This window comes from Nocardiopsis sp. TSRI0078, assembly GCF_001905145.1.
Lineage (GTDB): Bacteria > Actinomycetota > Actinomycetes > Streptosporangiales > Streptosporangiaceae > Nocardiopsis.
Genome location: NZ_LWLB01000036.1, coordinates 99,070 through 124,366, shown reverse-complemented (window position 1 = coordinate 124,366; position 25,297 = coordinate 99,070). Strand labels below are relative to the sequence as shown.

Below are 25,297 nucleotides of genomic sequence, written 5' to 3'. Positions count from 1 at the left end.
GTCTACATCAGCTCCGAGCCTCAGAGAAGAACGAAGAGGCTGTAGACGAGAAAGGTTGAAACAATGGCGAGCCATATTTGTGTCGCAAGAGAAGATATAAGAATAAAGCGGTGCCCAGACTGAAGCCTGCGGTTGGCCGAGGTGATCCTGGACCGCTCTTTCTCGATGTGTTCCCGGAGTTCCTGCTGCTTCCTCTGTTTTGTTTCTTCTATGGATGCCAGATGTTCGTCGAATTTTTTGAGGACGGAGGCGGCGGACTGAGGTGAGAGGACGGCGGGTTCCGTTCCGGGCCGGGCGCCGGGGCCGCTCAGCCTTCCATAGACCTTGTGTTCGCAATCCCTGGTCGCGGCCAGTCTCCTCTGGGCGGCCTCACGGACGATGGAGAGCGTCGTACATTTTTCCTCCTCGATGAGATGGGCAGTCGCGGCACTGTCGGTTCCCAGGGCGATGCGCTCCTGCGCCCTCTTGCGAACCCGCATGAGCACAAAGAAATTGGGCGGGACCAGAAGGAGTGCCCAAATTATTGATGCAGCGCTGTCGGGCATTTTTCCCTGACCTTTTTCTGATGGGGGTCTGGTGTTTTGTGCTTTCGGGTGCGATCGGGGTCCCTTCGGAGATCTTACTTCTCTGGGGCCGAAGGTGGCTGGAGTTTGTGTCTCCTCGCGAGCTCCTCTGATTTATTGATTACTGCCGAGATGTAGTCCACGTCGTGGAGGCCTCGGTTCCGCCCGTTGGAACTCTGGGCGCGTTCCACCGCATCCCTGAGGATTCCAATACGTCCCGTGACAAATTCTTCCAGTCTCGCGTTCTCAAGGTGGCTCTCATGGTAATCGTCCATCCTTCTCCTCATGGACTCCAGGTCACCTACCTGTGGGTCTCCTATGTCGATCCTTCGTCGTTGACGGTTCTGCCATAGATGCATGGCCCAAAGGAGAATGGAGACCACGGTCAGTGCGATGAGGTGGGATGCCATGCTCATGTTCTGTCCTATCTTTTCAGGCATGCTGTCCCTGGAGGGGAGAGAAAAACTATTCCGTTGACGGTGCCGAGGGATATTCCTTGCTCAGTCGGCGAACCATCCTACGGGGTTGGTGTTACCAACCTCCATGGTCAGTACAGCTAGATCCGGGCACCGTGTTCTCCGGCCACGCCGATCTCCCGCTCGAGAAGGAAGACATGGTCAGGCGGGATATCGGTCTGTCCCATAGCGCCTGAGAACAGGCCGTGGCGCGGGGCCGGCGCAGAAGAACGGTGAGGTCACACCACCGAGTCGAGCGTTCAGCCCGTCCGCGCACCGGAGGCGGGTCTATCTCCGGGCGCGGTCCTGCCACTGGCGCAGGTGGGCACGGATGCGCTCCGCCGAGGCGCTCTGCGCGCCGTGCACACGCGTGTGGTGGACGAGCAGGGCGTGGTAGCGGCGCGCCGCCTCGGCGGGCCGACCCGAGTGGCCCAGATAGGCGGCCAGGTAGTGGCGGGCCCGCAGCGTGGACGGGTCGTCCTCGCCCAGCACCCGGGCCAGGTCCGGGACCAGTTCCTCCAACAGCTCCACCGACCGCTCCGGCTCACCGGCCTCGCCGACCTCGAAGGCCAGGTACAGCCGCGTGGTCAGCACCCGCTCGGCGTCCGGCCCGTGCAGGGCCACCAGGTCGGGGACCAGGTCCCCGTGCACCCGCGCGGCCAGCGCGTGGTCGCCCGCCCGGCCCGCGTTCGCCGCCAGGTAGTGGCGCACGGCCAGTGCCTCGGGGTGCCGGGTCCCGTGGAGGCGCACCAGGTCGGCCAGCAGCGCGTCCAGCCGCTCCACGGCCCGCCGGTGCTCCCCGCTCTTCCCGGTCAGGTAGGCCTCCCGGCGCCGGGCCCGCAGCGTGTCCGGGTGCTCGGGGCCGAACGTGGCCCGCAGCCGGGGCAGCAGCACGCGCAGCTTCCTGGCCGCCGCGGCGAACTGCCCGGCGTCGGCCGTGGCCCGGGCCCCGTCCACCAGGGCCAGCAGCCGCCCGGGGTCCTCCGGGCCGACCGTCTCCGGCCGGGTCGTGGCCACCCGGGTGTAGGGCCTCGTCGCGGGGACGGGGGAGGCAACGCCGGCGTGCGGTTCGGACCGGGGACGCGAGGGCCGGACGGGAGCGGGGGACAGGAAGGGGGCCAGCCGCTCCCGCACCTCCTCGGCGGTCGCGGGCCGCTCCTCCGGGCGCTTGGCCAGCATCGACCCCACCAGCTCGGACAGCGGCCCGGGCACCTCCGGGCGCAGCCGCGCGGCCGGGCGCGGAGCCTCCACCAGGTGCCGGTGCAGTACCGCCGGGGGATCCTCGGAGGCGAACGGCGGCTGCCCGGTCAGCAGTTGGTACAGGATCGCGCCCAGTGAGTACAGGTCGCCCGCACGCCCGACCTGCTCGCCGCGCACCTGCTCGGGCGACATGTACAGGGGGGTGCCGATCACCTGGCCGGTCTGGGTGATGCGGTGGCTCCGCGTGGCCGCCGTGAGCGCCGCGATCCCGAAGTCGAGCACCTTCACCGTGCCGCCCCCGGGCCCCTCCTCGACCACCATCAGATTGCCCGGCTTGACGTCGCGGTGCACGATCCCCGCCGCGTGCGCGGCGCCCAGCCCGGACGCGGCCTGGGAGACCAGGTCGGCGGCACGCGCAACCGGCATCGGCCCGCTCTCGCGCAGCACGGCCGTCAGCGGCCGCCCCGCCACCAGTTCCATCACCGCGTACACCGGACCGGGACCGGCGTGGGCCCCGTCGTACCCGAAGTCGTGCAGGATCACCACGTTGGGGTGGCCCGCCAGACGGGCGGTGAGCCGCGCCTCGCGGCGGAAACGGGCGGCCACCTCCTCCGAGCCGGCACGGCCCGCCCTGATCAGCTTGACCGCCACGGACCGGTCCAGGAGCTCGTCCACCGCACGCCAGACCTCACCCATGCCGCCCCTGCCCAGCTGGGAGAGCAGACGGTATCGGCCGCCAAGCACCCTTTCCTCGGCCACCGAAGCCCCTCACCGTCACGTCCGTGTTCGCGGCCGACCCGTGGCCGCTGTCGGCCGTCACGGTCGTACCGGGCGTAAGGGTACAGCCGTCCGCGTTAGTGTGGTCTTCCGCCCGAGGACCGAAACCCCCGAGTTCTGGGCCCTCGAACCCCTGCTCCCGTGTGGAAACGAGCGTCAGAGCCGTGAGCCTGAATCTCTACGTAGGTCCGGACTCCCAGCCGGACAAGTACCGTCTCGTCCGGTCGGTGGGGCGTGGTGGAGAGGCCACGCTCTACCTGGCCGAGGTGAGCCTGGCAGGACAGACCGAGCCGGTCGTGGTGAAGGTCCTCAACTCCGACGTGACCGCGAACGAGGAGCAGTTCGCCGAGCTGAGCGCGAAGTGGGGAGAGCAGGCCGAGCTGCTGCGCTTCATCAACAGGCTCGGGGTGGTCGGCGTCCGCGAGCACTTCGAGGGGGTGCCCGAGCACCCGGCCGACGGCGCGGGGGAGTACACCGACCGCGCCCTGTACCTGGTCATGAACTACGTACAGGGTGTGGACCTGCGCGACTGGCGGGCCGAACACGCGGTGGAGGGGCCGCGCGGCCAGCGCGAGGTGCTGCGCTACCTGGAGCAGATCGCCCTGGTGCTGGACATGCTGCACTCGGGCCGCGCCACCCCCTCCAGGCGTGTGGTGGTCCACGGCGACCTGTCGCCCGGCAACATCATGATCAGCGACGAGGGCCAGGCCACCCTGGTCGACTTCGGGCTGAGCCGGATCGCGGCCCGCCACATGACCGCCCGGCCCTGGTTCACCCCCGGCTACGCGGCCCCGGAGATCTTCAACGGCGAGTACTCGGCGGCGACCGACCGCTACGCCTTCGGCGCCATCGCCTTCTTCGCCCTGACCGGCGAGGACCCGCCGCCCGCGCCCGAGCAGCTGCGCGAGCGCTTCGGCGCGCTGCCGCTGGTGGCGGGTGCCGGCGAGCGCCAGCGCGGGCTGGTCATGTCCATGTTCTCCGCCGAGCCGGGGGAGCGGCCCGAGACCTCCGACTGGATCCGGGCACTGCGCTCCCTGGCCACCTCGGTGCCGTGGACGGGACCGGTGTCCGAACCTGGCGGCGGCGCCCTCGCCGCGGCCGAGGGGCCCGGGCCCACCGCGCCGCCGTCGGAGGAGGCCGCCGCGGGAGCCCCTTCCCCTCCGCTGGGCGACCGGGTGTCCGGCCCGCCGCCGGAGAGCGCCCCGGTGCCCGGCGCAGAGAGCATGCCCCCGCGCCCGGTCGGCGGGATGCGCGGCCGGCCCAGCCAGGTGGTGCCGCCCACCAGCGGTCCCCAGGACGCGGGTCCCGCCGGTCCGCCTCCGGGGAAGGCCGGGCCCCAGACGGATGGGCGGGCTCCGGGCGGGCCGCGCCCGGGGCCGCAGGCCCGGCCCCCGTTCCGGGGAGCGCCCCCGCGGGGCCCGGCGCCCCAGCAGCCGCCGGCACCCGGCGCTCCGGCGCCCGCCGCCGTGTACTCCGGCCCGGCCGGTCCGGGGCGGTTCGCGCACGCCGGGCCGCAGCCCGGATGGAACGGCTCCTCCCAGCCCGGCGCCGGCGGGGCCCTCCCGCACGCCGCCGCGCGGGGCACGGCGTCAGCGGAGGCCGGGAAGCCCGGAAGGCGCAGGTCGCGCAAGCCCGTGCTCATCGGGCTGGCGATCTTCGGAGTGCTGTGCGTCATCGCGGGGGCGACGGGCACCTACGTGGTCATGGACCGCTTCGCGCCGACCACCACCGCCGCCGCCGGGGACACGGGCGGGGACACCGCCGGCGCCGCCCCGGAGGCCGCCGAGGACCCCGTCCGGGACTCGGTCCCCGAGGAGGAGGAACCCCCGGCGGGGGAGTCCGACGCGCCGGCCTCGCCCGAGGGCGCCGGGTCGGAGTCCACCCTGCTGACCCAGATGGAGGTCGTCGACGAGGAGTCCATGAACTACTGGCGTCCCGAGACCGGCCGCGCGGAACTCGACGGGGAGTCCTACAGCCGCGCCATCGTCTCCGGTTTCTGCGCCGATCACAGCTCCGAGTGCACGGGCTGGATCGACTACAACCTCGGCCGCGACTGGACGACGTTCACCTCCACCCTCGGCGTCGACGACACCTCCAACGCCGGCGCCACCACCACCTTCACCGTGCATGTGGACGGCGAGGCCAAGGTCACCGAGACCCTGCGCCTGGGCGAGATGATGGATGTCGAGGTCGACGTCTCCCACGCCCTGCGCCTGCGCCTGGAAGTGGAGAGCGACGACCAGGGCATCTATCCGGTCTGGGCCGATCCCATGCTCAGCAAGGGCTGAGGTCCCGGGGCTGCCGGACGGGGCGGCGCCCCGCGGCCGGGCAGGCCTCGGGGCGCCGCTGCTGCTCTGGTGGGGGGACGGTGCGGGGGAGGGGCCGTGGGGGGGCGTTCGCTGGACGGGCGGGCCGCTCCGCGCTACTCGGCGCGCCAGCCTCCCTGACGGGTGCTCAGGTTCAGCGCGGTGGTCACCAGCGGCACGTGGCTGAAGGCCTGGGGGAAGTTGCCGACCTGCCGGTTCTCGCGAGGGTCCCACTCCTCGGCCAGCAGGCCCACGTCGTTGCGCAGCGACAGCAGCCGTTCGAACAGCTCGCGGGCCTCGTCCTGGCGGCCGATGGACAGCAGCGCGTTGGCCATCCAGAAGCTGCACGCGAGGAAGGCGCCCTCGTCGCCGGGCAGCTTGTCCGCGGAGCTGTCCAGGTCGGTGCGGTAGCGCAGCACGAACCCGTCCACCATGAGGTCCTTGCGGATCGCCTCGATGGTGCCGACCACGCGCGGGTCGTCGTAGGGCAGGAAGCCCACCTCGGGGATGAGCAGCAGGGCGGCGTCCAGCTCCTTGCTGCCGTAGTACTGCGTGAAGGAGTTGCGCTGGGGGTCGTAGCCGTACTCGCACACCTCGGCGTGGATGGTGTCGCGCAGGGCCTTCCAGCGTTCGATGGGGCCCTCCTTGCCGAACTCCTCGATACTGCGCACCGCCCGGTCGGCGGCCACCCAGGCCATCACCTTGGAGTGCACGAAGTGCTGGCGCGGACCGCGCACCTCCCACAGGCCCTCGTCCGGCTCGTCCCAGCACCACTCCAGATAGTTGACCAGGGAGCGCTGCAGCCCCCACAGGTAGTCGCCGCCGCGGATGTTGTGGCGGCGGGCCAGGTGCAGCACGTCCATGACCTCGCCGTAGACGTCCAGCTGGTACTGGCCCACGGCGGCGTTGCCGATCCGGACCGGGCGGGAGGCCTCGTAGCCCGGCAGCCAATCGGCCTCCCACTCGGTGAGCCTGCGTTCACCGCGGATGCCGTACATGATCTGCATGAGCTGGGGTTCACCCGCGACCGCGCGTACCAGCCACTCGCGCCAGGCCAGCGCCTCGTCCTTGTACCCGGAGCGGATCAGCGCCTCCAGGGTGATGGTGGCGTCGCGCAGCCAGCAGTAGCGGTAGTCCCAGTTGCGCACCCCGCCGAGCTCCTCGGGCAGGGAGGTGGTGGGCGCGGCGACGATGCCGCCGGTGGGGCGGTAGGTGAGGGCCTTGAGCACGATGAGGGAGCGGATGACCGCCTCGCGGTAGGGGCCCTCGTAGGTGCACTGGTTCACCCACTTCTCCCAGAACCGCTCGGTGCGGGAGAGCGCTTTCTCGGCGTCGAGGTGGTCGGACTCCTCCACCTGGGAGGGGTGCCAGGTCATCACGAACGGAACACGCTGGCCGGCGGTGACGGTGAAGGTGGCGTCGTGGGTGAAGTTGTGGCCCTGGAGGGGGACGGGGCTGCTCAGCCAGACGGAGTCGGGGCCCGCGATGGCCACCAGCTCGGTGCCGGCGCGGTGCACCCACGGAACGACGTGGCCGTAGTCGAAGCGGATGCGCATGGTGGTCTCCATGCACACCGAGCCCGTCAGCCCCTCGACGATGCGCACGATGTGCGGGGCGCCGCCGCGCGGCGGCATGAAGTCGATGACCCGGACGGAACCGTCGCCGGTGTCCCACTCCGACTCCAGGATGAGCGTGTCGCCCCGGTAGCGGCGGCGGGTGGCGCGGGGGTCGCCCTCGGCGGGCCGCAGGGTCCAGCTGCCGTTCTGGTCGTCGCCCAGCATCGCGGCGAAGCACGCGGAGGAGTCGAAGTCGGGAAGGCACGCCCAGTCGATGGAACCGTCACGCCCGACCAGCGCGGCGGTCTGCATGTCGCCGATCATTGCGTAGTCCTCAATCCAGCCGGGCACGCGGCTCACCCCCATCACGTCGTCATGGTTCCTGCGGTCGGCGCCTCGCGGGACGGCACCGCGTCCTCGCGATCCGGCGCGCGCACGCCCGTGCGCACGCTCCACCGGGGTCCTCCCACCCAGCCCGCCACCGGGAGCGGACCCGTGGTCGGGAAGGGGCGCCGTTCGGGCCACGTTCTGCCTCCGCACCAGCCGCCGCTGCCTTCCACCCGGTTATGTGCCCAGGTGAGGGCAGGCGAAAAGGCCGGTACCCAGGAACCGTCCCGAACACGGTCCTTTCCGTGCACCGCGCCCCCATCCTCCCCTCTCCGAAGGGGCGGGCGCCACCCGCACTTGCACGTGCATTGGAATGTGCAGGGAGATATGTGGGGAAATGGGGGAAATTGTCAGATCAGAAGTTACGACGCGGTGATCAATATTCGGTCACACGGCTGCTTCCGGCCAGCGAGAGCACGGTGACCAGACGACCGGAACCCCGACGGCGTAGGCGATCCCGCAGAACCGGGCACGTGCCGGGGAGGCGGCGGACGGAGGGGAGGACGTCGAGGGGGCGGTCCGCCGGGGGCTACCGGGCGTCCGCGAGCCCGGTGGTCTCGGGAGCCCGGTCGGGCATGCGCATCAGGGGCAGGAACACCTGGGCCAGCGGGCCGATCGCCACCGCGAACACCAGGGTCCCCACGCCCACCGTCCCACCCAGGAGGAAGCCGGTGGCCACGACGCCCGCCTCGACCGCGGTCCGCGCCAGGCGCACCGACCACCCTCGCGCGGCCAGGCCGGTCATCAGCCCGTCCCGGGGGCCCGGGCCCAACTGGGCACCGATGTAGCACCCGGTCGCGATCGCGCACACCACGACCCCGAGTCCCAGCAGAGCCACCCGCACCGGCAACGAGTCGGTCTCGGGCAGCAGCCACAGGAACAGGTCCACCGTCATGCCCACCACGACCACGTTGCTCAGCGTGCCCAGGCCCGGCTTCTGCCGCAGGGGGATCCACAGCAGCATCAGCATCGCGCCGACCAGCACGCTCCACGTGCCGATGGACAGCCCGGTCTGGCGGGACAGGCCCTGGTGCAGCACGTCCCAGGGCATCGCGCCCAGTCCGGCGTGGACGAGCAGGGCGCCGCTCAGGCCGTAGAGGGTCAGGCCCGTGTACAGCCGGACCAGGCGGCGCAGCCGGGGCCGGGGGAGGGCCGGGGTGAGCAGCACCCGCCCCAGGAGGCCGGCGGCCGCGTCGCGGAGGGGGCGGGGCTGTGCGTCCACGGGGGTTCCCTTCATACCTGGGATCATCGGATGAGGCCCCGCGCGAAGGGCACGGGGCCGGAGCACGGGGCCACCGGGATCCGGCGGGGGGAGCCACCTGGGTATCGTGGCGGATGTGGCGCTGGGAATGAAGTGCCAATCGAGGGCAAGTGGCCTGGTTCGCGACGCGGCGGTGGGAGACGGCATGGCGAGACAGAGCGGTCACCGCGCGTCGGAGCGCTCCGGGAGCGGCACCCGGAGGATCAACGGCCGCCTCCTGGCCCGCCTCATCGGAGAGGCGCCCGTGGAGCGTCCCTACTACCTGGCCATCGCCCACTCCGTCAGCGGCCTGGTCCTGGACGGGCGGGTCCCCAGCAACACCCGGCTGCCCGCCGAACGCGACCTGGCCACCGCCCTCGGGGTCAGCCGCAACACCGTGACCGCCGCCTACGCCTGGCTGCGCGACAACCGGTTCCTGGAGAGCAGGCAGGGCGCGGGCAGCTGGACCGTCCTGCCGGGCTCCGCCACCGGCGAGCCCTCGCCGTTCGCCCCCGCCGCCGAGCACATCGACCTGGGCGTGGCCGCACCCCCGGCCGTGGAGGGGCTGCGCGCCGCCGCGATGCGGGCCGCCGAGCAGCTCTCCGCGCACGTGGGCGGACTGGGCTACCACCCCTACGGCCTGCCCGAGCTGCGGCACGCCATCGCCCGCCGCTACGTGGAGCGCGGGCTGCCCACCACCCCCGAGCAGATCTTCGTCACCAACGGCGCGCAGCAGGGCATCGCACTGGCCCTGGACCTGCTCGTGCAGCCCGGCGACGAGGTGCTGATGGAGTCGCCCACCTACCCGCACGCGCTGGACGCCGTCCGCCGCGGCGGGGCCCGGATCCGCACCGTCGGGGTGACGCCGCAGGGCTGGGACATGGAGTACCTCGTCGACGCGTTCCGCCAGTGGAAGCCCGGCCTGGCCTACCTCATCCCCGACTTCCAGAACCCCACCGGCGCCCTGATGAACGACGAGGAGCGCCGAGTCCTGGTGCGCGAGGCGCGCCGGGCGGAGAGCCACCTGATCGTCGACGAGTCGGTCACGGAACTGGCCATCGACTCCGGTGACCTTCCCACGCCGGTGGCCGCCTACGACACCGACGGCCGGGTGCTGACGGTGGGCTCGGTGGCCAAGCTGCTGTGGGGCGGCCTGCGGGTGGGGTGGGTGCGCACCACACCGCCGATGGTGTCCCGCCTGATGGCCGCCAGGCAGCGCTTCGACCTGGCGGGGGCGGTACTGGACCAGCTCACCGCCACCCACCTGCTCGCCGACGTGATGCGCATCCGCGCCGAGCGCAGCCGCCAGTTGCGTCGCAACCGCGACGCGCTGCTGTACGCGCTGCGGGAGCGGTTGCCCGACTGGAGGCCCAGCGTGCCCGGAGGCGGGCTGGTGCTGTGGACGACGCTGCCCCAGCCCGTGGCCGGTGCGCTGTCCACGGCCGCCGTCCGGCACGGGGTGCACCCGGCGGCCGGGCCGGTGTTCGGGGCCGACGGAACCCTGGAGCGCTACCTGCGCCTGTCCTACACCCAGCCGCCGGACGTGCTCGCCGACGCCGTGGACCGCCTGGCCGCCGCCTACGCCGAAACCCTGGCCCACCCGGTGCAACCCCGGGGGCAGCTGTACGTGTGACCCCCGGCCGGTGCCGCACCGCTTCGCCCCGGGCCGCGCCGGACGCGAGGGAGGCGGAAGGGCGGACACGGAGCGCTCCGACGCGCCCGCCGCGCCGCGCGGAAGCCGACGGCGCCCTCAGGCCTCCTTCGCGGGCGCGGCGAACCGCCGTGCGAAGCGGACCACCTCGCCGAGCACCTCATCCCGGTTGGTCTCGTTGAACACCTCGTGCCGGGCGCCGGGGAAGACCCGCGCGGTGAAGTCCTCGCCCATGATCGAGGTGATGCCCGCCTTCGTGCCCTCCAGGGGCACCAGCCGGTCGTCGGCCCCGTGCACCCACAGCAGCGGCAGCGGGCCCACGCTGCCGGAGGCGAGGCCCCGCTCCATCTCGGTGAGCATGGCGTTCACCGTGGTGCGCTTGAAGGGACCGTGCCAGACCAGCTCGTCGTCCACGTACGCCTCGCCCACGGCGGGGTCGCGCGAGAGCGTGGACGGGTCGATGGGGACGTCGGGGATCTCCTCGGCGGCGGCGAGCTGCTCCAGGGCGGCCCACCGTCCCAGCACGGGACCGGAGAGCACCAGGGCCCGGAGCTCCTCGGGGTGGGTCTGGGCGTAGCGGGAGGCGATCAGTCCGCCCATGGAGTGGCCGATGAGCACCAGCGGCAGCGACCGGTAGGCCGTGCGCGCCTGGGTGATGACCCGGTGCACGTCCTCGACCACGTCCGCGTAGTCCTCGATCAGCACCCGCTCGCCGGAGGAGCGCCCGTGCCCCCGGTGGTCGGCGCCGTAGACCACCGCGCCCGCCGCGACCAGGTCCTCGGCCACCTGCTGGTACCGTCCCAGGTGCTCGCCGTAGCCGTGGACCAGCACCGCCAGCCAGGTCGGCTCGTCCCCGGCCGGGGCCCACGCCCGCGCCGCCAGCCTCCCCGAACCGTCGGGTCCGCCCGCCAGGGCCCACTCGCGTGTGGTGATCACCGTGTCCCGCCTCTCTTGCCCGCGGCTTCCTCTGCGACGGCCGGGACCGTCCGCGACCGTCCCCGGAACCCTACGGTGCGGCGGGGCGGGTACGCATGGGGGCGTTGTTGGGTTTTCCTACAAGCCCGGAGCGGTCGGAGGCGGGTCGGCGGGGTCTCCGTGCATCGGGGGAGTAACGATCGTGCCCGTATGCGTGCGTGAACGCCGCGGGTGCCGACGACGTCTCGTGTTGAGCAACGAATGACGCCATATGGTGTGTACGCAAATACACATTGTCAAAGGGGGATCTTCTACGCTTATTCGTGGGTATCTTCCGGGCAGATGCCTCTGTGCACGACCGCCCGGTAACTCGGACTGGAGAGGGTGACGCCCGTGCTGGCCGACTCCTATGGGCGAGTGGCGACCGATCTGCGGGTCTCACTCACCGACCGCTGCAACCTCAGGTGCACCTACTGCATGCCGCCGGAGGGGCTGGAGTGGCTGCCCAAGCCGGAACTGCTCACCGACGACGAACTCCTCCGCCTGGTCCGCATCGGCGTGACCCGCCTCGGCATCACCGAGGTGCGCTTCACCGGAGGCGAACCCCTGCTCCGCCGCGGCCTGCCCGGCCTCATCGCCGGGACGACCGAGCTGCGGCCCCGGCCCCACACCGCCCTGACCACCAACGGCATCGGGCTGGCCCGGATGGCCCCCGCCCTGGCCGAGGCCGGCCTCGACCGCGTCAACGTCTCCCTCGACACCCTCCGGCCGGACGTGTTCGAGACCCTGGCGCGCCGCCGCCGGCTCAACGACGTCCTCGACGGCCTGGCGGGCGCCGCCGAGGCCGGACTCACCCCGGTCAAGGTCAACGCCGTCCTGATGCGCGGCGTCAACGACGACGAGGCCGCCGACCTCCTGCGCTTTTGCATCGAGCGGGGCTACGAGCTGCGCTTCATCGAGCAGATGCCACTGGATGCCCAGCACGGCTGGCGGCGCGACACCATGATCACCGCCGAGGAGATCCTCGCCGGCCTCGAAGCCGAGTTCACCCTGGACGCGGCCGACGGCGAGACGCGCGGCAGCGCGCCCGCCGAGCTCTTCCACGTGCGCGGCGCCCGCTTCCCCGACGGGGAGCAGGCCACCGTCGGCGTCATCGGCTCGGTCACCCGTCCCTTCTGCGGGGCCTGCGACCGGGTCCGCCTCACCGCTGACGGACAGGTGCGCAACTGCCTGTTCGCCCGGGAGGAGTCCGACCTGCGCGCCCTGCTGCGGGGCGGCGCCACCGACGAGGAGATCGCCCGGAGCTGGACCGCCGCCGTGGCCACCAAGCTGCCCGGGCACGGCATCAACGACCCCAGCTTCCTGCAGCCGTCCAGGCCCATGTCCGCGATCGGAGGCTGACCCCGTACCGTCCGCCGGTGCGGCCCGGCGCGTCGCCGGGCCGCACCGCGGCGCGTTCCACGCCACGGGTACGTTCCACGCGATCCCGGGTACGCACAAAACACGTTGCACACCCCGCTCCACTCTGGCTTGATGTTCCGGCGGGCACGTCCGCTGACGTGCCTTCCGAGAACGACGCACAGGCCTGGTCCGGAAAGGGAGGTGGCCTGTCATGCCCTACACCGAGGTTCCCGGGGAACGCGTTCCCATCCGCATGTGGGCCGCGCCCGACGAGGTCGAGACCGCGGCGATGGAACAGCTGCGCAACGTCACCCGCGTGCCGTGGGTGCACGGCCTGGCCGTCATGCCGGACGTGCACTACGGCAAGGGCGCGACGGTCGGCTCGGTCATCGCCATGCGCGACGCCGTCAGCCCCGCCGCCGTCGGGGTCGACATCGGCTGCGGGATGACCGCCGTGCGCACCGACCTGGCCGCCGAGCGCCTGCCCGACGACCTGGGGCGGCTGCGCTCCGCCCTGGAGGCCGTCGTTCCGGTCGGCTTCCACGCCCACGACGAACCGGTCGACCCCGCCACCGTCCCCGCCCTGCGCAGCACGGACTGGGACGCGTTCTGGGCCGGGTTCGACCGCCTCGCCGACGCCGTCCACTTCCGCCGCACCAGGGCCCTGCGCCAGATGGGCACCCTCGGGGGCGGCAACCACTTCCTGGAGGTGTGCCTGGACGACGACGGCGCCGTGTGGCTGGTGCTGCACTCCGGGTCGCGCAACATCGGCAAGGAACTGGCCGAGCACCACATCGGGCAGGCCCGGAAGCTGCCGCACAACCAGGACCTGCCCGACCGGGATCTGGCGGTGTTCGTCAGCGGCACCCCGGAGATGGAGGCCTACCGCCGCGACCTGTTCTGGGCCCAGGAGTACGCGCGGCGCAACCGCGACGTGATGATGGGCCTGGCCTGCCGCGCCGTGGCCGAGCAGGTCCCGGGCACCCGCTTCGTGCAGTGGATCTCCTGCCACCACAACTACGTGGCCGAGGAGTCCTACGACGGCGTGGACGTGCTCGTGACCCGCAAGGGCGCCATCCGCGCGGGGAGGGGCGACCTGGGGATCATCCCCGGGAGCATGGCCACGGGGACCTACATCGTGCGCGGCCTGGGCAACCCCGCCTCGTTCAACTCCGCCTCGCACGGGGCGGGACGCCGGATGAGCCGGAACAAGGCCCGCAAGACCTTCACCGCGGCCGACCTGGCCGAACAGACCAGGGGCGTGGAGTGCCGCAAGGACCCGGGTGTCGTGGACGAGATCCCGGCCGCCTACAAGGACCTGGAGTCGGTGATCGAGGCCCAGACCGACCTGGTCGAGGTGGTCGCCCACCTGCGCCAGGTGGTGTGCGTCAAGGGCTGACGCGGCGGGCCGGCGGCGGCCTCCGCCGGCCTGCGTAACCTTCTTCCCATGGGACACCGACACCCGAGCAAGCTCAAGAACCCCGAGGTGAGCCACGCACGGGCCCGATGGCTGCTGAGGGCCGAACTGGACGGCTGCGAGGCGTGCCAGCGGGAGGGCGACCGCGACGCTCTGACCGACCTCGCCTCCGGCGGGGTGTTCGACTCGCTCCTGACCGGGTTCGTCCTGGCGCGCACCCAGCAGTGGTACTCGCCGAGCCGGCCGGTCCAGTACCCGGCCACGGTGTACCGCATCGCGCCCATCGACGAACGCGACTTCTGGCGGGAGCCCACCCAGCACTGCATGCGGGTGTGCACGGTCCAGGGGCCCCGAGGCGCCAGCGTGGACACCGCGCCCGCGCTCAAGGAACTGCGGCTGATGTCGATGGAGGACCGCGGGTTCGTCCTGGACGACGTGGTCGACGGACTGGCCGAGACGGAGGGGTGAGCGACGTGGTCCGCAGAGTGGGCAGGCCCCTGGACGCGGTCGTGCTGGCCGGGGGAGAGGGACGCCGCATGGGCGGCGCCGACAAACCGGGGCTGGCCGTGGCCGGACGGACCCTGCTGGAACGGGTCACCGACGCGGTCCGCGCCCACAACGCCGGCGCGGACCCTCCCCGCGGCGCCGGGAGCGCTGCGGCCGCCGGCCCGGAGGGCACCGGGGGCGGCCGTGGGGAGGCCGGTGAGGGCGCCGGCGGGGGCCGGATCATCGTGGTCGGCCCGCGCCGGGAGAGCCCCCGCGCGCTCTACGTCCGCGAGGACCCGCCCGGCTCGGGACCGGTGCCCGCCCTGCGCGCCGGACTGGCGCACGTGCGGGCCCCCTGGTTCGCGCTGCTCGCCGCCGACCTGCCCCACCTGGACACCGGTCACCTGGCGGCCCTCACCGAGGCGCCGGAGGAGGGTGACACGGGCGCGGTGTTCGTGGACTCCACCGGGCACGAGCAGTGGCTCACCGGGGTGTGGCGCACCGACGCCGTCCGCTCCGCGCTCACCGGCTACCGGGGCCGGTCCCTGTACCGCCTGCTCGGCCCCCTCCGGCCCCGTGCGGTACGGCCCGCCGACGACCTGGCCGTGTCCGACTGCGACACCCCCGACGACCTCGCCCGCGCCCGCCGCCTGCTGGATCCCCCGGCCGTCTGACCCGGGCCGCCGCCTGCCGGACACCGGCACGGCGGGCTCCCCGCGGCCTCGGCCACGAGGCGGTGCGTGTGCGGGCCTGGCGGACGGCCGCGGAGTAGGGCGCCTTCCGGAAGGGGCGGGGACGGCGAGGAACCGACCCCTCGCCGCCCCGCCCCGGGCGGCGGTCCCTCAGCCCCCGAACTCGTCCATGGGCGTGGTCTCACGCAGGAACCCGCGCATGCCCAGGAAGTTGGACAGGTACTCCCGGTGCTCGTCGCAGGCCACCCACACCTTGCGCCGGTCGGGGGTGTGCAGCTTGGGGTTGTTCCACACCAGTGCCCACGTCGCCTCGGCACGGCATCCGCGCCGCGAGCAGCGCGGTCGAACGTCCGGTTTATCCAATGCTGACCCCCCGGTCCAGGAAATGGTCCCCATGGTAAAGCCACGGGCATGATCCGGTCTTCTCCGCTGGTCGGCCAGAAGGCGACCGGGGCCGGACACAAGGCGACGCCGGGTGGCTACGGGGGCAAACCACCCGGCGTCGCAGGCGATGTTCCGACGGGGGCTCAAAACATCGCGCCCGCGCTTCGACGGGGGACCGAAGCGCTAGAACCCAATGTACACCGATGCCCCCCGGTGTACGTCAAGAGTCAGTTACAACGTTGTCTCGGGAGAGTCCCGCCAATGCAGGGCCTTAGGTCCCAGTTCGGGACTCATCCGGCATTTTGCCCACAACATATGTCCCTCTACTCCAGCGAACAACACACATTTCCTGGGTCAAAGGAGTCCCATGCGTCTCCTCGGTCTCTGCCGACGCACGGTAAAGGGTTCGGCCCCGTGCGCCCGGCACCGGCCGGGCGCACGGGGGGCGCTCCGTGTGGCCGTGTGGGATTGCGGGGAGAGCAGGAGGCGGGGGTCGCGCCGCGCGCGACCGTGTACACGACTACGCAGGGGGTCCCACATGTCCCACCACACCTACCGCGTCACGGAGATCGTCGGCACCTCGCCGCAGGGGATCGACCAGGCCATCCGTAACGGCATCGACCGCGCCTCGGCCACGCTGCGCGACCTCGACTGGTTCGAGGTCACCGAGATCCGGGGGCACATCGAGGAGGGCAACGTCGCGCACTTCCAGGTGGGCCTCAAGGTGGGGTTCCGCCTGGAGGACTGAGGGGGCCGCGGGCCGGAGACCGCCGCCATACCGGCCGGCGGCATCCGGCCCCGCCGGAACGTGTCCGTCGGACGCGTCCCGGCCTCCGCCGCGCCCGCCCCTCGTCACAGGCCTAGCCCTCCTTGTCGGAGGTCTCCAGGCCGCGCTGCACGTCCACGTGTACGTGGTCCAGATGCCTCAGGATCTCGTTGTCCGGATCGGCGGCCTCGTAGTGGCGCCACCCCAGTGACGGGTAGGTCGTGCTCCAGATCCTGTCGTCGAAGATGATCACGTCGATCTCGTAGTCCGGGGCGTGCGCGATCAGCCAGTGCGCCATCACCCAGCCCTCACGCCGGTTCTCCTCGTTGACCGGCCGGTAGAAGATGTCGATCGCCCGGCCGTCGTAGTGGGCGGAGTCCTCACCGTGTCCGCTGTCGTAGCCGCCCGGGTGGTAGCCGCCCAGGCTCAGGTCGGAGAAGTGCTCGTCCAGGCCGTCCTTGAGGCGCTGGGCGCGCGCGGTCAGGCCAGAGGGCTCCAGCTCCTCCTGGACCGCCAGCTCGGGGTTCTTGGTGGACCTGCAGGTCAGCGAGGGTCCGGCGTCCTCCACGGGCCCCTCCTCCAGGAGGGCCGTCACGGCGTCGGGGATGTCGCTGGTGTCGGGCGCCCCGATCGGGGCGCTGTCGCCCTGCATGGCGACGGCGGCCGCGGTGGTGGCCCGCCGGGCCTGGTCGCGGTCCAGCCGGACCTGCTCCTCGCCCGTCCACACCGCGCAGTCGGGGCCCCAGGGAGCCGACATGGGGAAGACGTCGGTGCGGGCCAGCCAGCGGACGCCCACGACGGTGACGATCCCCAGCACGGCCAGGACGGCCACGGCGATGACCGGACCGGACCACCGGCGCTTGGGCCGCACGGCTCTGTGTGTCATGCCCCTTGCTCCTCCACGTTCGTGTCGGGCGGCGCTCGTCGACCGCCGACGCGGGCTTCAGAGTGATCAACTCCTACATAATTCACCAGATTTCAGACACTACGGGCATCTTTCCCACATCGGAGTCCGATGACCGTCCTCTGAGTCGTTGACCAGGGACGGTGCGTCGACCGCCGAATCGGTCACAGGGCGGGCAGGACGACCGACCACAGGACGAACAGGCCGCCGAGAACCAGGGTCAGCGCCCAGATCCGGTCCATGGTGACCCCGCGCCAGCGCAGCGCGTGCACCCCCAGGAAGTCGTGGGCGATCAGCGCGGCGACTCCCGCCGCGGCCAGCATCGCCACCGTGTGCACCCCGGTGGCGGTCAGGCCGAGCAGCGTCGCGTCCCACAGGCTCCACGTCTCCGCGGCGGCCGCGGCGCCCTCCTGGGCCGGTGCCTCCCCGGTCCCGGCGGGGGCGCCGGCCCCGGTGCCGGCGACCGCGTGCTCCTCCGCCCCCTCCGTCGGCCGGTCCGCCGCGCCGTGCGCTCCGTGCCCGCCGGAGTGCGTGTGCGCGAGCCGCCCCGAGAGCACGGGCATCAGCATCAGACCCGCGCCGTGCGCCGACGACATCAGGAACGACCACGCGGTCAGCTGCCACAGCGGCAGCCGCACCTCGCGCCAGTGGAAGTGCCGGCGCGACAGCAGCATCACCAGCCCCACGAGGACGATCACCGTGCCGCCCGCCACCGGGAAGAGCACCGAGGCGGTGGCCGAGCCGGTGACGGTGATGGCCACGGCCGCCACCCCGACACTGCCGGCGTGCCCGGCGGCGACGGCGGGCAGTGAGCGCAGCACCTCGGTCCGGCCGCCCTCCTGGAGGCCGCGGGTCACGGCCAGTAGCCAGCCCATGCCCGGGTGCAGGCCGTGGAAGGCGCCCAACGCGACGAGGGTCCAGATCTGCGCGGGGGTCACGGCGTCAGGGTCACACGGCCCCGGGAGGGCCGCAACAGACCGAACCCCCTCTGACCGACACCGGTCAGAGGGGGTTTCGCTCCGGCTCCGCGGGGGCAGCCGTGCCCGGGGCCCGGGTCAGCGCAGGATCAGGGGCACAGGGCGTCCAGGGCGGTGGGCTCATCGCCCACCTGGCGGCCCGGCTCGTCGGGCTCCTCCTCGTCCAGGCCGGTGTACTCCTGCCACTCGGTGAGCCCGTCGTCCCCGCTCTCCTCCCCGGCGGGCCCGGTCGGCCCGTCGGACGCCTCCTCGGACGGGGTGCCGGAGGCCTCGTCCGTCGGAGCGCCGTCCCCGGCCTCCTCCCCGGCGATGGCCTCGGCGACCAGCTCCTTGACCGCCTCCCAGTCGGGGGCGGCGGTGTTGACCTGGGGCGGCGACAGCTGGAGTGTGCTCATCTCGCCCTTGTCGGTGACCATGTCGCCCAGCTCGACGAACGCGGGGACCTTGGCCTGGGGGATGTCGGTGCTCAGGGTGCGCTCGGTGGCGCCCGCCAGCTTGCGGTAGCTGGTCAGGATGGTCGTCGGCTCGACCTGCTCGGCGACGTACTTGAGCAGGCAGCCCTGGCGGCCCATCCGGCCGTAGTCGTCGCTGTTGGTCCGGGAGCGGCCGTACCAGAGGGCGTCGTGGCCGTTGAGGCGGCGCAGGCCCGGCTCCAGCACCCCGCCGTGCACGCCGTAGGGGATCGGCTCCTCGATGAGCACCTCCACGCCGCCGATGGCGTCGATCAGGTCGCGGAAGCCCATCATGTCGACCATGGCGTAGTAGCCGATGTCCAGGCCGACGTTGTACCCGATCACCTTCTTGAGGGTGTCGGCGGCGGGGTCGGCCGCGGTCGGCCTGAGGGCCAGCGTCTCGGGCTCCTCGGCGACCGTCTGGTACACCTCGTTGAGCAGCAGGTCGAAGCCGTACGGCTCGGGGTAGCGCTCGGCCAGGGCGCTGCCCTCGGGGAACTGGACGTTCTCCAGGTTGCGCGGCAGGCCCACCAGCACGGTGTCGCCGGTGCTGGTGTCCATGCTGGCGATCATCATGCTGTCGGTGCGCACGCCGTAGCGGTTGTCCGCCGAGTCCGAGCCGAGCAGCAGCACGTTGACCCGCTCCTGACCGTTCCAGGGGTCGGCCTCGTCGTGCGGCGGCTGGAGGGGGTCCTCCTCGGCCTGGAACACGTTGTTGAGCGTCTGGTAGGCGGTGTAGCCGCCGTGCAGGGCCAGCGCGGAGGGCACGGCGACGGGCACGCACAGCAGCAGGACCACGGCGGCGCCGAGCACCCGCGAGCCCCGGGAGGTACCGGCGGGCCTGGTGATCACCCACGAGTGCACGATCACGGTCAGCCACAGCACCGCCACACCGAACACCACGCCCATGGCGCCCAGCAACCACCGGCTCTGCAGGGCCATGGTGGCCACCAGGGTCATGGCCCCCTTCTCGTCGGCGCCCAGCCGCCAGCCCCACACGGCCAGGGCCAGGAACACGGACAGGTACAGGCCCAGGATCACCGTGCCCGCGATCCTGCGGCGCATCCGCAGGTGTGCCAGGCCCGGCAGGGGGACCGACGCCGCGGTCCACAGCAGCGCCCGGCCCGTACTGGGGCGAGACGGCGCCCCGTCCCGCTCATCGTCCTCCGCTGCCACCGGTGGTTCCTCTCCAGCCGCGGGGCTGTTCGCCCCGTTTTCTCCGTCGTCCCCGCCGCGGTCACCGAGCGGTGCCTGGGGTCGGAAATGTCCGAAACCCCCGTTATGTACACGCCTGGGGAGGGCAGTTCGGTTCCCTGTCGGGGGCGTGCGTGTGCTCGGGCGCGTCGCGCGGGCCGCCTGGATGGCCTCTGGGGGCGGGGGGAGTTCCCGGGGGTGCGTCGGCGGGCCCGTCAGATCAGTGTGGCGCTTTGCGAGAGTTGTGGGGACGGCTACTCAGTGATGATGGATCTTCTATACAAGTCTGTTATGTGGCACTGAGGTGGTGGATGGGGCATTGGGCGAAGCTTTCGGAGCGGTCAAAGGGGTGAATCAGCCGATTTCTTTCGCGATCAGTAGTGCACGGGCGCCGCAGCTGGGATGATCTGGCCGCAGGAGGGGGCGTCGTCCGGGGGAAGGGCGGCGTCATGGGAACGAAAGGCAAGCCATCGTGCTCGATGCGGTTGACGCCGCGCTCATGCGTGCGCTGCAGGGGGACGGCAGAGCGACGTTCCAGGCACTGGCCGACGGAGTCGGCCTGTCGAGGACGGCGGTGCGTGCGAGAGTGCGCCAGCTCGTGCAGTCAGGGGCGATCAGGATCGTCGGAGTCCTGCACGCCGGGGTCGTGGGGATGGAGGTGCTCGGCCACGTGTCGTTCCGCGTCAGCGGACCCGTGGGGGCGCTGCTGGACGCGCTGGGCGAGCGCGAGGCCGTGACCTTCGCGGCGCAGGCGGCCGGGCGCTTCCCCGCCGTCGCGCAGGTGCGTGTGGCCGACGACGCCGCCCTGGCCAAGGAGCTGTCCGAGCTGCGTTCGCTGCCGGGGGTGGACGGCGCGGAGGTCTTCCGTGCCAACGCCGTGTTCAAGGACGCCCACAGCAGCGTGCGGGAACTGCACGACATCGAGCTGGACGCTCTGGACTGGCGCCTGGTCCGCCAGCTGCTCAGGGACGGGCGGGCCTCCTACGCGGACCTGGCGCGCCAGGTGGGCCTGTCGCAGGCCGCCGCCCGGTCCCGGGTGGTGCGGCTGCTCGACTCCGGCGTGGTGCACGTGACCGCACTGGTGGAGCCCGCGGCGGTGGGTGCCAACGAGCGGCTGGGCTTTGGCCTGCGCTGCCGGGGCGACGCCGAGGCGCTGGGCGCGACGCTGGCGAACATGCCCGGGGTCTCCTTTCTGGCCAGCGGTTTCGGCCGCTACGACGTCATCGGCGTCCTCACCGCGCCCGACCGCTGCCAGCTGGTGGAGGCCCTGGATTCGGTGCGCTCGACGCCGGGGGTGGGCTATGTGGAGACCTGGGACCACCTGTCCGTGCGCAAGGAGCGGCGGGGAGGGGAGCGCCCCGTGGAGTGGATCAGCTGACCGGGCCGCGGCCGTGTCCTGGTGAGCCCTCGCCGCACCTCGGTCCGCCCGGCCCCCTCCACCGCAGGTCGGCCCGTGCCGGCCCGGGGCGGGGGCGTCCCCGTACCGCTCGGGGCGGACGCCCTCCCGCGTTCTTCCGTCCGTATCTGTAACCAGCGGTAGCATTTTTACGTGTTTCCGCTTCGTATGGCTTGCGTCACGCTTAAGTTACCCGTGAGTATAGGAAGGGGCCGGCCCGAGCCGGTCGCACCGGGCGCGGGTGTAGTGGGAGGCTGACGTGGCGCTTGCGGATACGTTGACGGCTGTGGGCACGGTGGCGCTGGCGCGGTGCGGCGGCCGACCGTTCGGTACGCACCTGTTCTCCGTCTGGCCGGGGGCCGCCTTCGCGGCGACCGCCTTCCCGGTCCGCTGCACTCCGGGGGACAACCTCGCCATCCACGTCGCGGTGGCCCAGGCCCCTCCCGGCTCCGCCCTCGTGGTGGACGTCGCGGGCGAGGCCGAGTACGGCTACGTCGACGAGCTCCTCGCCGTGGCCGCCAGTACCCGGGGGGTCAGGGGGATCGTCCTGGACGGCTGCGTACGCGACATCGCCGCCATCGTCCGCTGCGAGCTGCCCGTGTTCGGCGCGGGGGTCGCCGTCCGCGAGGCCGGGCACGAGGCGGGCGGTTCGGTCGGGCGCCAGATCAGCATGACGGCGGGCGGCCACGCGCCCCTGCCGGTGCGCCGGGGCGACTGGATCGTCGCCGACGACGACGGCGTGGTGTGCCTGCCGCGGGGACAGGTGAGCTCCATCATCACCGAGACCCTGGACAGCATCTCCCGGGAACGGGAGATCATCGACGCCGTGTACGCGGGGGAGAGCACCCTGGACCTGCTCGGCCTGGACCCCTCCCGGGTCGCCGGCTGGGAGGGCGGGGGCGACCGCTCCCACCGCGGCGGCACGGGCCGCTCGCGAAAACTCGGGGCACTGCGTGACGCGGCGGCGCGCGGCGCCGAGGGCCACTCCGCGGTCCGGCCGAGGGTCGCACCGCGCTCCGCCGTGGGCGACGCCCACAGGGGCGACTGAAGGCCGCACAGCCGCCGGCGGCCCGTGGCGCGGCCGGGCGCGCCGACCCCGCCGACCCCGCCGACCGTGCCCCCGGACACGCCGGGGCCGCTCAGTCCTCGGTGAGCGAGAGCAGTTCGTCGATGTAGCAGGTGGCCTCGCGGGCGGCCCCGGCCGCGTCGGCGCCCCGGACCGCCTCGACCAGCTTCGAGTGGTCCACGCCCTCGGTGGAGGAGGAGGGCTGGTCGGTCGCCTCGTCGCTCTGCTCGTAGGCCGTGTGGGCGATGCTCGCGTACACCACCTGTGCGATGTCGTCGTACAGGTCGATGAGCAGCGTGTTGTGGGTGGCGTTGACGACCGCCCGGTGGAAGGTGAAGTCCGCCTCCACGAACGCGCCCATGTCGCGTTCGCGCCAGGCGGCCTCGCGCAGGGCCATGGCGCGGTCGATGTCGGCCATGTCCTCCTCGCTGTGGCGCAGCGCGGCCAGCCGGGCCGCCTCCACCTCCAGCGCGCGGCGCACCTCCAGGTTCTCCCTCAGCCGGGAGCGCTCCAGGCGGCGGCGCAGGGCTCCGCCGAGTTCGCTGGAGGCGCGGACGAAGGTGCCCGCCCCCTGGCGGATCTCCAGCAGCCCCGCGTGGGCGAGGGCGCGAACGGCTTCACGGACGGTGTTGCGTCCCACCTCAAGCTGGTCGGAGAGCTCCGACTCGGTGGGGATGCGGTCGCCGACACCCCATTCCCCCGAGTCGATCTGGGCTCTGAGCTGACTGATGACCTGGTCGACGAGACCGGTCCGGCGTGTCGAGGCGAGGGGCACGCGTTTACCTCCTAGGGCGGGTCGCCGGATGACAGGGCCAGCGCACAGGTACGGAACGGTTAAGGCCGGAGCTTAGACCAGTTACGGTCAGGAATTGGCTTTGAACGGCAATGCGTTATCCTCATGAAGTACATCGGGTCATCCTACGAATCTCTGTGAGTCGCCTTCCATGAGCGTCGGACCAGCGCCCCGCACTCCCGTGACGAGCGGTTCCTCCGCAGGCGGGGCCGCCCGCCCACCGCGAGGGGTCCTGCTGCTGCTCGCCGCGGGGATCGCCCTGGCGGCACTGAACCTGCGCACCGCCATCACCAGCGTCGGCCCCGTGCTCGACGAGGTCACCTCCGGGCTGGGCATGACCGCGGTCGGCGCCGGACTCCTCACCACCCTGCCCGTACTGTGCTTCGCGCTCTTCGGCGGCCTCACCCCCGTCCTGGCCCGCCGCCTCGGCGAGCACCACCTGCTCGTCTGCGCGCTGGCCGCCCTCACCCTCGGCCTCGCCGCCCGGGCCGTGGCCCCCGAGCCGTGGGTGTTCCTGGCCCTGAGCGCCGTGGCGCTGTCGGGCGGTGCGGTCGGCAACGTCATCCTGCCCGCCCTGGTCAAGCAGCACTTCCCCGAGCGCGTGGGCCTGATGACCACCGTGTACACCACCGCCCTGGCCCTGGGCACCACCATCGCCGCGGCGGCCACCGTGCCCCTGGAGCAGTCCACCGGCGAGTGGCGCGCGGCCCTGGGCGCCTACGCCCTCTTCGGCGTCGCGGCCGCCGTGCCCTGGCTGCTGGTGCTGCGCCACGAGCCCGGACGCGGCGACCCCGCCCAGGCGCTGGGCTTTCGCCAGGTGCTGTCCACCGGCCTGGGATGGCAGTCCGTGGTCTACTTCGGCACCCAGTCCTCGATCGCCTACATCATGTTCGGCTGGTACGCGCAGATGCTCCGCGACCAGGGCATGGACGCCCAGACCGCGGGCCTGGCACTGTCCTACCTGACCCTCCTCGGCATCCCCATGTCCCTGCTGCTGCCCACGCTGCTGACCCGCGTGGGCGACCAGCGCCCCTTCGTGGCCATGTTCGCCATCGCCTACACGGCGGGCCTGGCCGGACTGTGGATCTCCCCGCTGTCGGGCGTGTGGGTCTGGACCACCCTCGTGGGCATCGGCATGGGCACCTTCGTCTTCGCCCTGACCTCCTTCGCGCTGCGCACCCGTACCGGCGCCGGTACTGCGGCGCTGTCGGCCGTCGGCCAGAGCCTGGGCTACCTCATGGGCGGCGCGGGGCCCTTCCTGTTCGGGCTGCTGCACGAGGTCAGCGGCGGCTGGCACGCGCCGCTGCTCCTGGTGCTGCTCCTGGTCGCGGTCAACCTGGCCGTGGGCATGCTGCTGGGCCGCCCCCGCTACCTGGAGGACGCCATCGCCGCACGCGGCCTCACGCCGGGAGCCAGTCGAGACGGCCGATGAGGTACACCGAGCCGACGAAGGCCACGACGTCGATGACCGTGTGCGCCACCACCAGGGGCATCACGCGCCCGTAGCGCAGGTAGAACCAGCCGAAGACCAGGCCCATCACCAGGTTGCCGAAGAACATCCCGACGCCCTGGTAGAGGTGGTAGAAGGCGCGCAGCACCGAGCTGGCCAGCACCGCCTTCCACGGCGTCCACCCCAGCTGCCCCAGCCGGTGCAGCAGGTAGCCGACCACGACCACCTCTTCGAGGACGCCGTTCTTGGCGGCCTGGAGCACCAGGACGGGGACGTCCCACCAGTTGCCGTCCAGGGTGCTGGGCCTGACGGTGACCGTCAGCCCTAGATGCCAGGACACCACGTACACGACCAGGCCTCCCGCGCCGATGAGCGCGGCGAGGGCGGCGCCGCCGCCCAGGTCGAAGCCGGGGCGGCGCACGTCGAAGCCGAACGCGCGCGAGGACTCGCCCGAGCGGCGCATGAGGTAGGCCACCAGCAGGACGGGGACCAGGGCGGAGGCCACCGCGTACAGCTGCCAGGACAGGTCCAGCCAGGGGCGCTCCTGCGCCGCGCGGGGGCGCACCAGGCTGGCGGTCTGCTCGGACAGGGCCTCGGGCGCGGTGAGCACGCCGAGGAAGGAGATGGTCGCCGAGACCGCCGCCGCGCCCAGGGACAGGGCGAGTACGCACAGGACCTCCCAGCGCAGCAGGCGCCGGTCGGCCGGTGCGGTGGGGAGGGCGGGGGCGGGTGGAGGTCCCGCGGGCGGTTCGGCGCGCGGGGAGCGGATCTTGTCGGTCACGCCATGCAATGTACGTCCTGCCGCCCGCGGTACGTGACCAGGGGCTCAGCGGATGACGGCGGCGTGCCGGGGCGACGGGGCCGCCGAC

The 25,297-nt window shown here is 72.3% G+C and carries 22 protein-coding genes; 10 read left to right on the top strand and 12 right to left on the bottom strand.

Annotated elements, in window-relative coordinates:
* Positions 1-20: 20 nt before the first annotated feature.
* The 3 genes from A6A08_RS25165 to A6A08_RS25160 all read right to left on the bottom strand — a co-directional run bounded on the left by A6A08_RS25165 (position 21) and on the right by A6A08_RS25160 (position 2,962).
* On the bottom strand, positions 21-545 hold the full coding sequence (locus A6A08_RS25165; RefSeq protein ID WP_073705135.1) for a hypothetical protein: 525 nt from the start codon (positions 543-545) through the stop codon (positions 21-23).
* Positions 546-619: 74 nt separating this feature from the next.
* Positions 620-1,003: a hypothetical protein gene (locus A6A08_RS27795; protein ID WP_143181837.1), complete on the bottom strand. Its 384-nt coding sequence runs from the start codon at positions 1,001-1,003 to the stop codon at positions 620-622.
* A 303-nt stretch (positions 1,004-1,306) separates the two neighbouring features.
* Complete coding sequence (locus A6A08_RS25160; RefSeq protein WP_242422890.1) at positions 1,307-2,962, bottom strand: serine/threonine-protein kinase; 1,656 nt, start codon at positions 2,960-2,962, stop codon at positions 1,307-1,309.
* A 197-nt stretch (positions 2,963-3,159) separates the two neighbouring features.
* On the opposite strand from A6A08_RS25160, the gene A6A08_RS25155 reads away from it, so the two are divergent.
* Complete coding sequence (locus A6A08_RS25155) at positions 3,160-5,283, top strand: protein kinase (RefSeq protein ID WP_073705133.1); 2,124 nt, start codon at positions 3,160-3,162, stop codon at positions 5,281-5,283.
* 134 nt (positions 5,284-5,417) lie between these two features.
* Here A6A08_RS25155 and A6A08_RS25150 read toward each other — a convergent pair whose 3' ends face one another.
* Together A6A08_RS25150 and A6A08_RS25145 are read right to left on the bottom strand one after the other, a co-directional pair.
* Positions 5,418-7,223 (bottom strand): glycoside hydrolase family 15 protein, encoded by a 1,806-nt coding sequence (locus tag A6A08_RS25150; RefSeq protein WP_242422910.1) that lies wholly within the window; start codon positions 7,221-7,223, stop codon positions 5,418-5,420.
* Positions 7,224-7,773: 550 nt separating this feature from the next.
* Positions 7,774-8,466 carry a YitT family protein gene (locus A6A08_RS25145; protein WP_073705131.1) on the bottom strand — a complete coding sequence of 231 codons (693 nt, stop codon included), beginning with the start codon at positions 8,464-8,466 and terminating at the stop codon, positions 7,774-7,776.
* Between the two features lie 184 nt (positions 8,467-8,650).
* On the opposite strand from A6A08_RS25145, the gene A6A08_RS25140 reads away from it, so the two are divergent.
* On the top strand, positions 8,651-10,117 hold the full coding sequence (locus A6A08_RS25140; RefSeq protein WP_073705130.1) for a PLP-dependent aminotransferase family protein: 1,467 nt from the start codon (positions 8,651-8,653) through the stop codon (positions 10,115-10,117).
* A 117-nt stretch (positions 10,118-10,234) separates the two neighbouring features.
* Here A6A08_RS25140 and A6A08_RS25135 read toward each other — a convergent pair whose 3' ends face one another.
* Positions 10,235-11,071, bottom strand: a complete 837-nt coding sequence (locus tag A6A08_RS25135) for an alpha/beta hydrolase (RefSeq protein WP_073705129.1) — start codon at positions 11,069-11,071, stop codon at positions 10,235-10,237.
* A gap of 372 nt (positions 11,072-11,443) precedes the next feature.
* On the opposite strand from A6A08_RS25135, the gene moaA reads away from it, so the two are divergent.
* The 4 genes from moaA to A6A08_RS25115 all read left to right on the top strand — a co-directional run bounded on the left by moaA (position 11,444) and on the right by A6A08_RS25115 (position 15,028).
* The gene (gene moaA / locus A6A08_RS25130) at positions 11,444-12,451 is read left to right on the top strand and encodes a GTP 3',8-cyclase MoaA (protein ID WP_073705128.1); all 1,008 of its coding nucleotides are present in this window, start codon (positions 11,444-11,446) and stop codon (positions 12,449-12,451) included.
* 211 nt (positions 12,452-12,662) lie between these two features.
* Complete coding sequence (locus tag A6A08_RS25125) at positions 12,663-13,850, top strand: RtcB family protein (RefSeq protein ID WP_073705127.1); 1,188 nt, start codon at positions 12,663-12,665, stop codon at positions 13,848-13,850.
* A gap of 48 nt (positions 13,851-13,898) precedes the next feature.
* The gene (locus tag A6A08_RS25120) at positions 13,899-14,336 is read left to right on the top strand and encodes a hypothetical protein (RefSeq protein ID WP_073705126.1); all 438 of its coding nucleotides are present in this window, start codon (positions 13,899-13,901) and stop codon (positions 14,334-14,336) included.
* A gap of 68 nt (positions 14,337-14,404) precedes the next feature.
* A complete protein-coding gene (locus tag A6A08_RS25115; protein ID WP_083609287.1) occupies positions 14,405-15,028 on the top strand; it encodes a molybdenum cofactor guanylyltransferase in 624 nt (207 codons plus the stop codon).
* Positions 15,029-15,196: 168 nt separating this feature from the next.
* On the opposite strand, the gene A6A08_RS25110 is transcribed toward A6A08_RS25115, so the two are convergent.
* Entirely contained in the window at positions 15,197-15,442 is a 246-nt protein-coding gene (locus A6A08_RS25110) for a hypothetical protein (RefSeq protein ID WP_073705124.1), read from the bottom strand.
* 526 nt (positions 15,443-15,968) lie between these two features.
* Between A6A08_RS25110 and A6A08_RS25105 the strand changes: the two genes are divergently transcribed.
* Complete coding sequence (locus A6A08_RS25105) at positions 15,969-16,178, top strand: dodecin (protein WP_073705123.1); 210 nt, start codon at positions 15,969-15,971, stop codon at positions 16,176-16,178.
* A gap of 112 nt (positions 16,179-16,290) precedes the next feature.
* On the opposite strand, the gene A6A08_RS25100 is transcribed toward A6A08_RS25105, so the two are convergent.
* From A6A08_RS25100 to A6A08_RS25090, 3 genes are all read right to left on the bottom strand, one after another.
* Entirely contained in the window at positions 16,291-17,082 is a 792-nt protein-coding gene (locus A6A08_RS25100; RefSeq protein ID WP_073705122.1) for a hypothetical protein, read from the bottom strand.
* Between the two features lie 182 nt (positions 17,083-17,264).
* Positions 17,265-18,038 carry a cell wall anchor protein gene (locus tag A6A08_RS25095; RefSeq protein WP_073705121.1) on the bottom strand — a complete coding sequence of 258 codons (774 nt, stop codon included), beginning with the start codon at positions 18,036-18,038 and terminating at the stop codon, positions 17,265-17,267.
* Between the two features lie 128 nt (positions 18,039-18,166).
* Positions 18,167-19,705 (bottom strand): LCP family protein, encoded by a 1,539-nt coding sequence (locus A6A08_RS25090; protein WP_073705120.1) that lies wholly within the window; start codon positions 19,703-19,705, stop codon positions 18,167-18,169.
* A 490-nt stretch (positions 19,706-20,195) separates the two neighbouring features.
* Here A6A08_RS25090 and A6A08_RS25085 point away from each other — a divergent pair, with 490 nt between their 5' ends.
* Both A6A08_RS25085 and A6A08_RS25080 read left to right on the top strand, forming a co-directional pair.
* Positions 20,196-21,101, top strand: coding sequence for an Lrp/AsnC family transcriptional regulator (locus A6A08_RS25085; protein ID WP_073705119.1), 906 nt, complete (start codon positions 20,196-20,198; stop codon positions 21,099-21,101).
* 304 nt (positions 21,102-21,405) lie between these two features.
* Positions 21,406-22,167, top strand: a complete 762-nt coding sequence (locus tag A6A08_RS25080) for an RraA family protein (RefSeq protein ID WP_073705118.1) — start codon at positions 21,406-21,408, stop codon at positions 22,165-22,167.
* A 91-nt stretch (positions 22,168-22,258) separates the two neighbouring features.
* On the opposite strand, the gene A6A08_RS25075 is transcribed toward A6A08_RS25080, so the two are convergent.
* Positions 22,259-22,960 carry a FadR/GntR family transcriptional regulator gene (locus tag A6A08_RS25075; RefSeq protein ID WP_073705117.1) on the bottom strand — a complete coding sequence of 234 codons (702 nt, stop codon included), beginning with the start codon at positions 22,958-22,960 and terminating at the stop codon, positions 22,259-22,261.
* Between the two features lie 169 nt (positions 22,961-23,129).
* Here A6A08_RS25075 and A6A08_RS25070 point away from each other — a divergent pair, with 169 nt between their 5' ends.
* Positions 23,130-24,410 (top strand): MFS transporter, encoded by a 1,281-nt coding sequence (locus A6A08_RS25070; RefSeq protein ID WP_199867038.1) that lies wholly within the window; start codon positions 23,130-23,132, stop codon positions 24,408-24,410.
* On the opposite strand, the gene A6A08_RS25065 is transcribed toward A6A08_RS25070, so the two are convergent.
* Complete coding sequence (locus A6A08_RS25065; RefSeq protein ID WP_073705115.1) at positions 24,379-25,209, bottom strand: CPBP family intramembrane glutamic endopeptidase; 831 nt, start codon at positions 25,207-25,209, stop codon at positions 24,379-24,381. The two genes, A6A08_RS25070 and A6A08_RS25065, sit on opposite strands and share 32 nt — an antisense overlap.
* Positions 25,210-25,297: the final 88 nt, after the last annotated feature.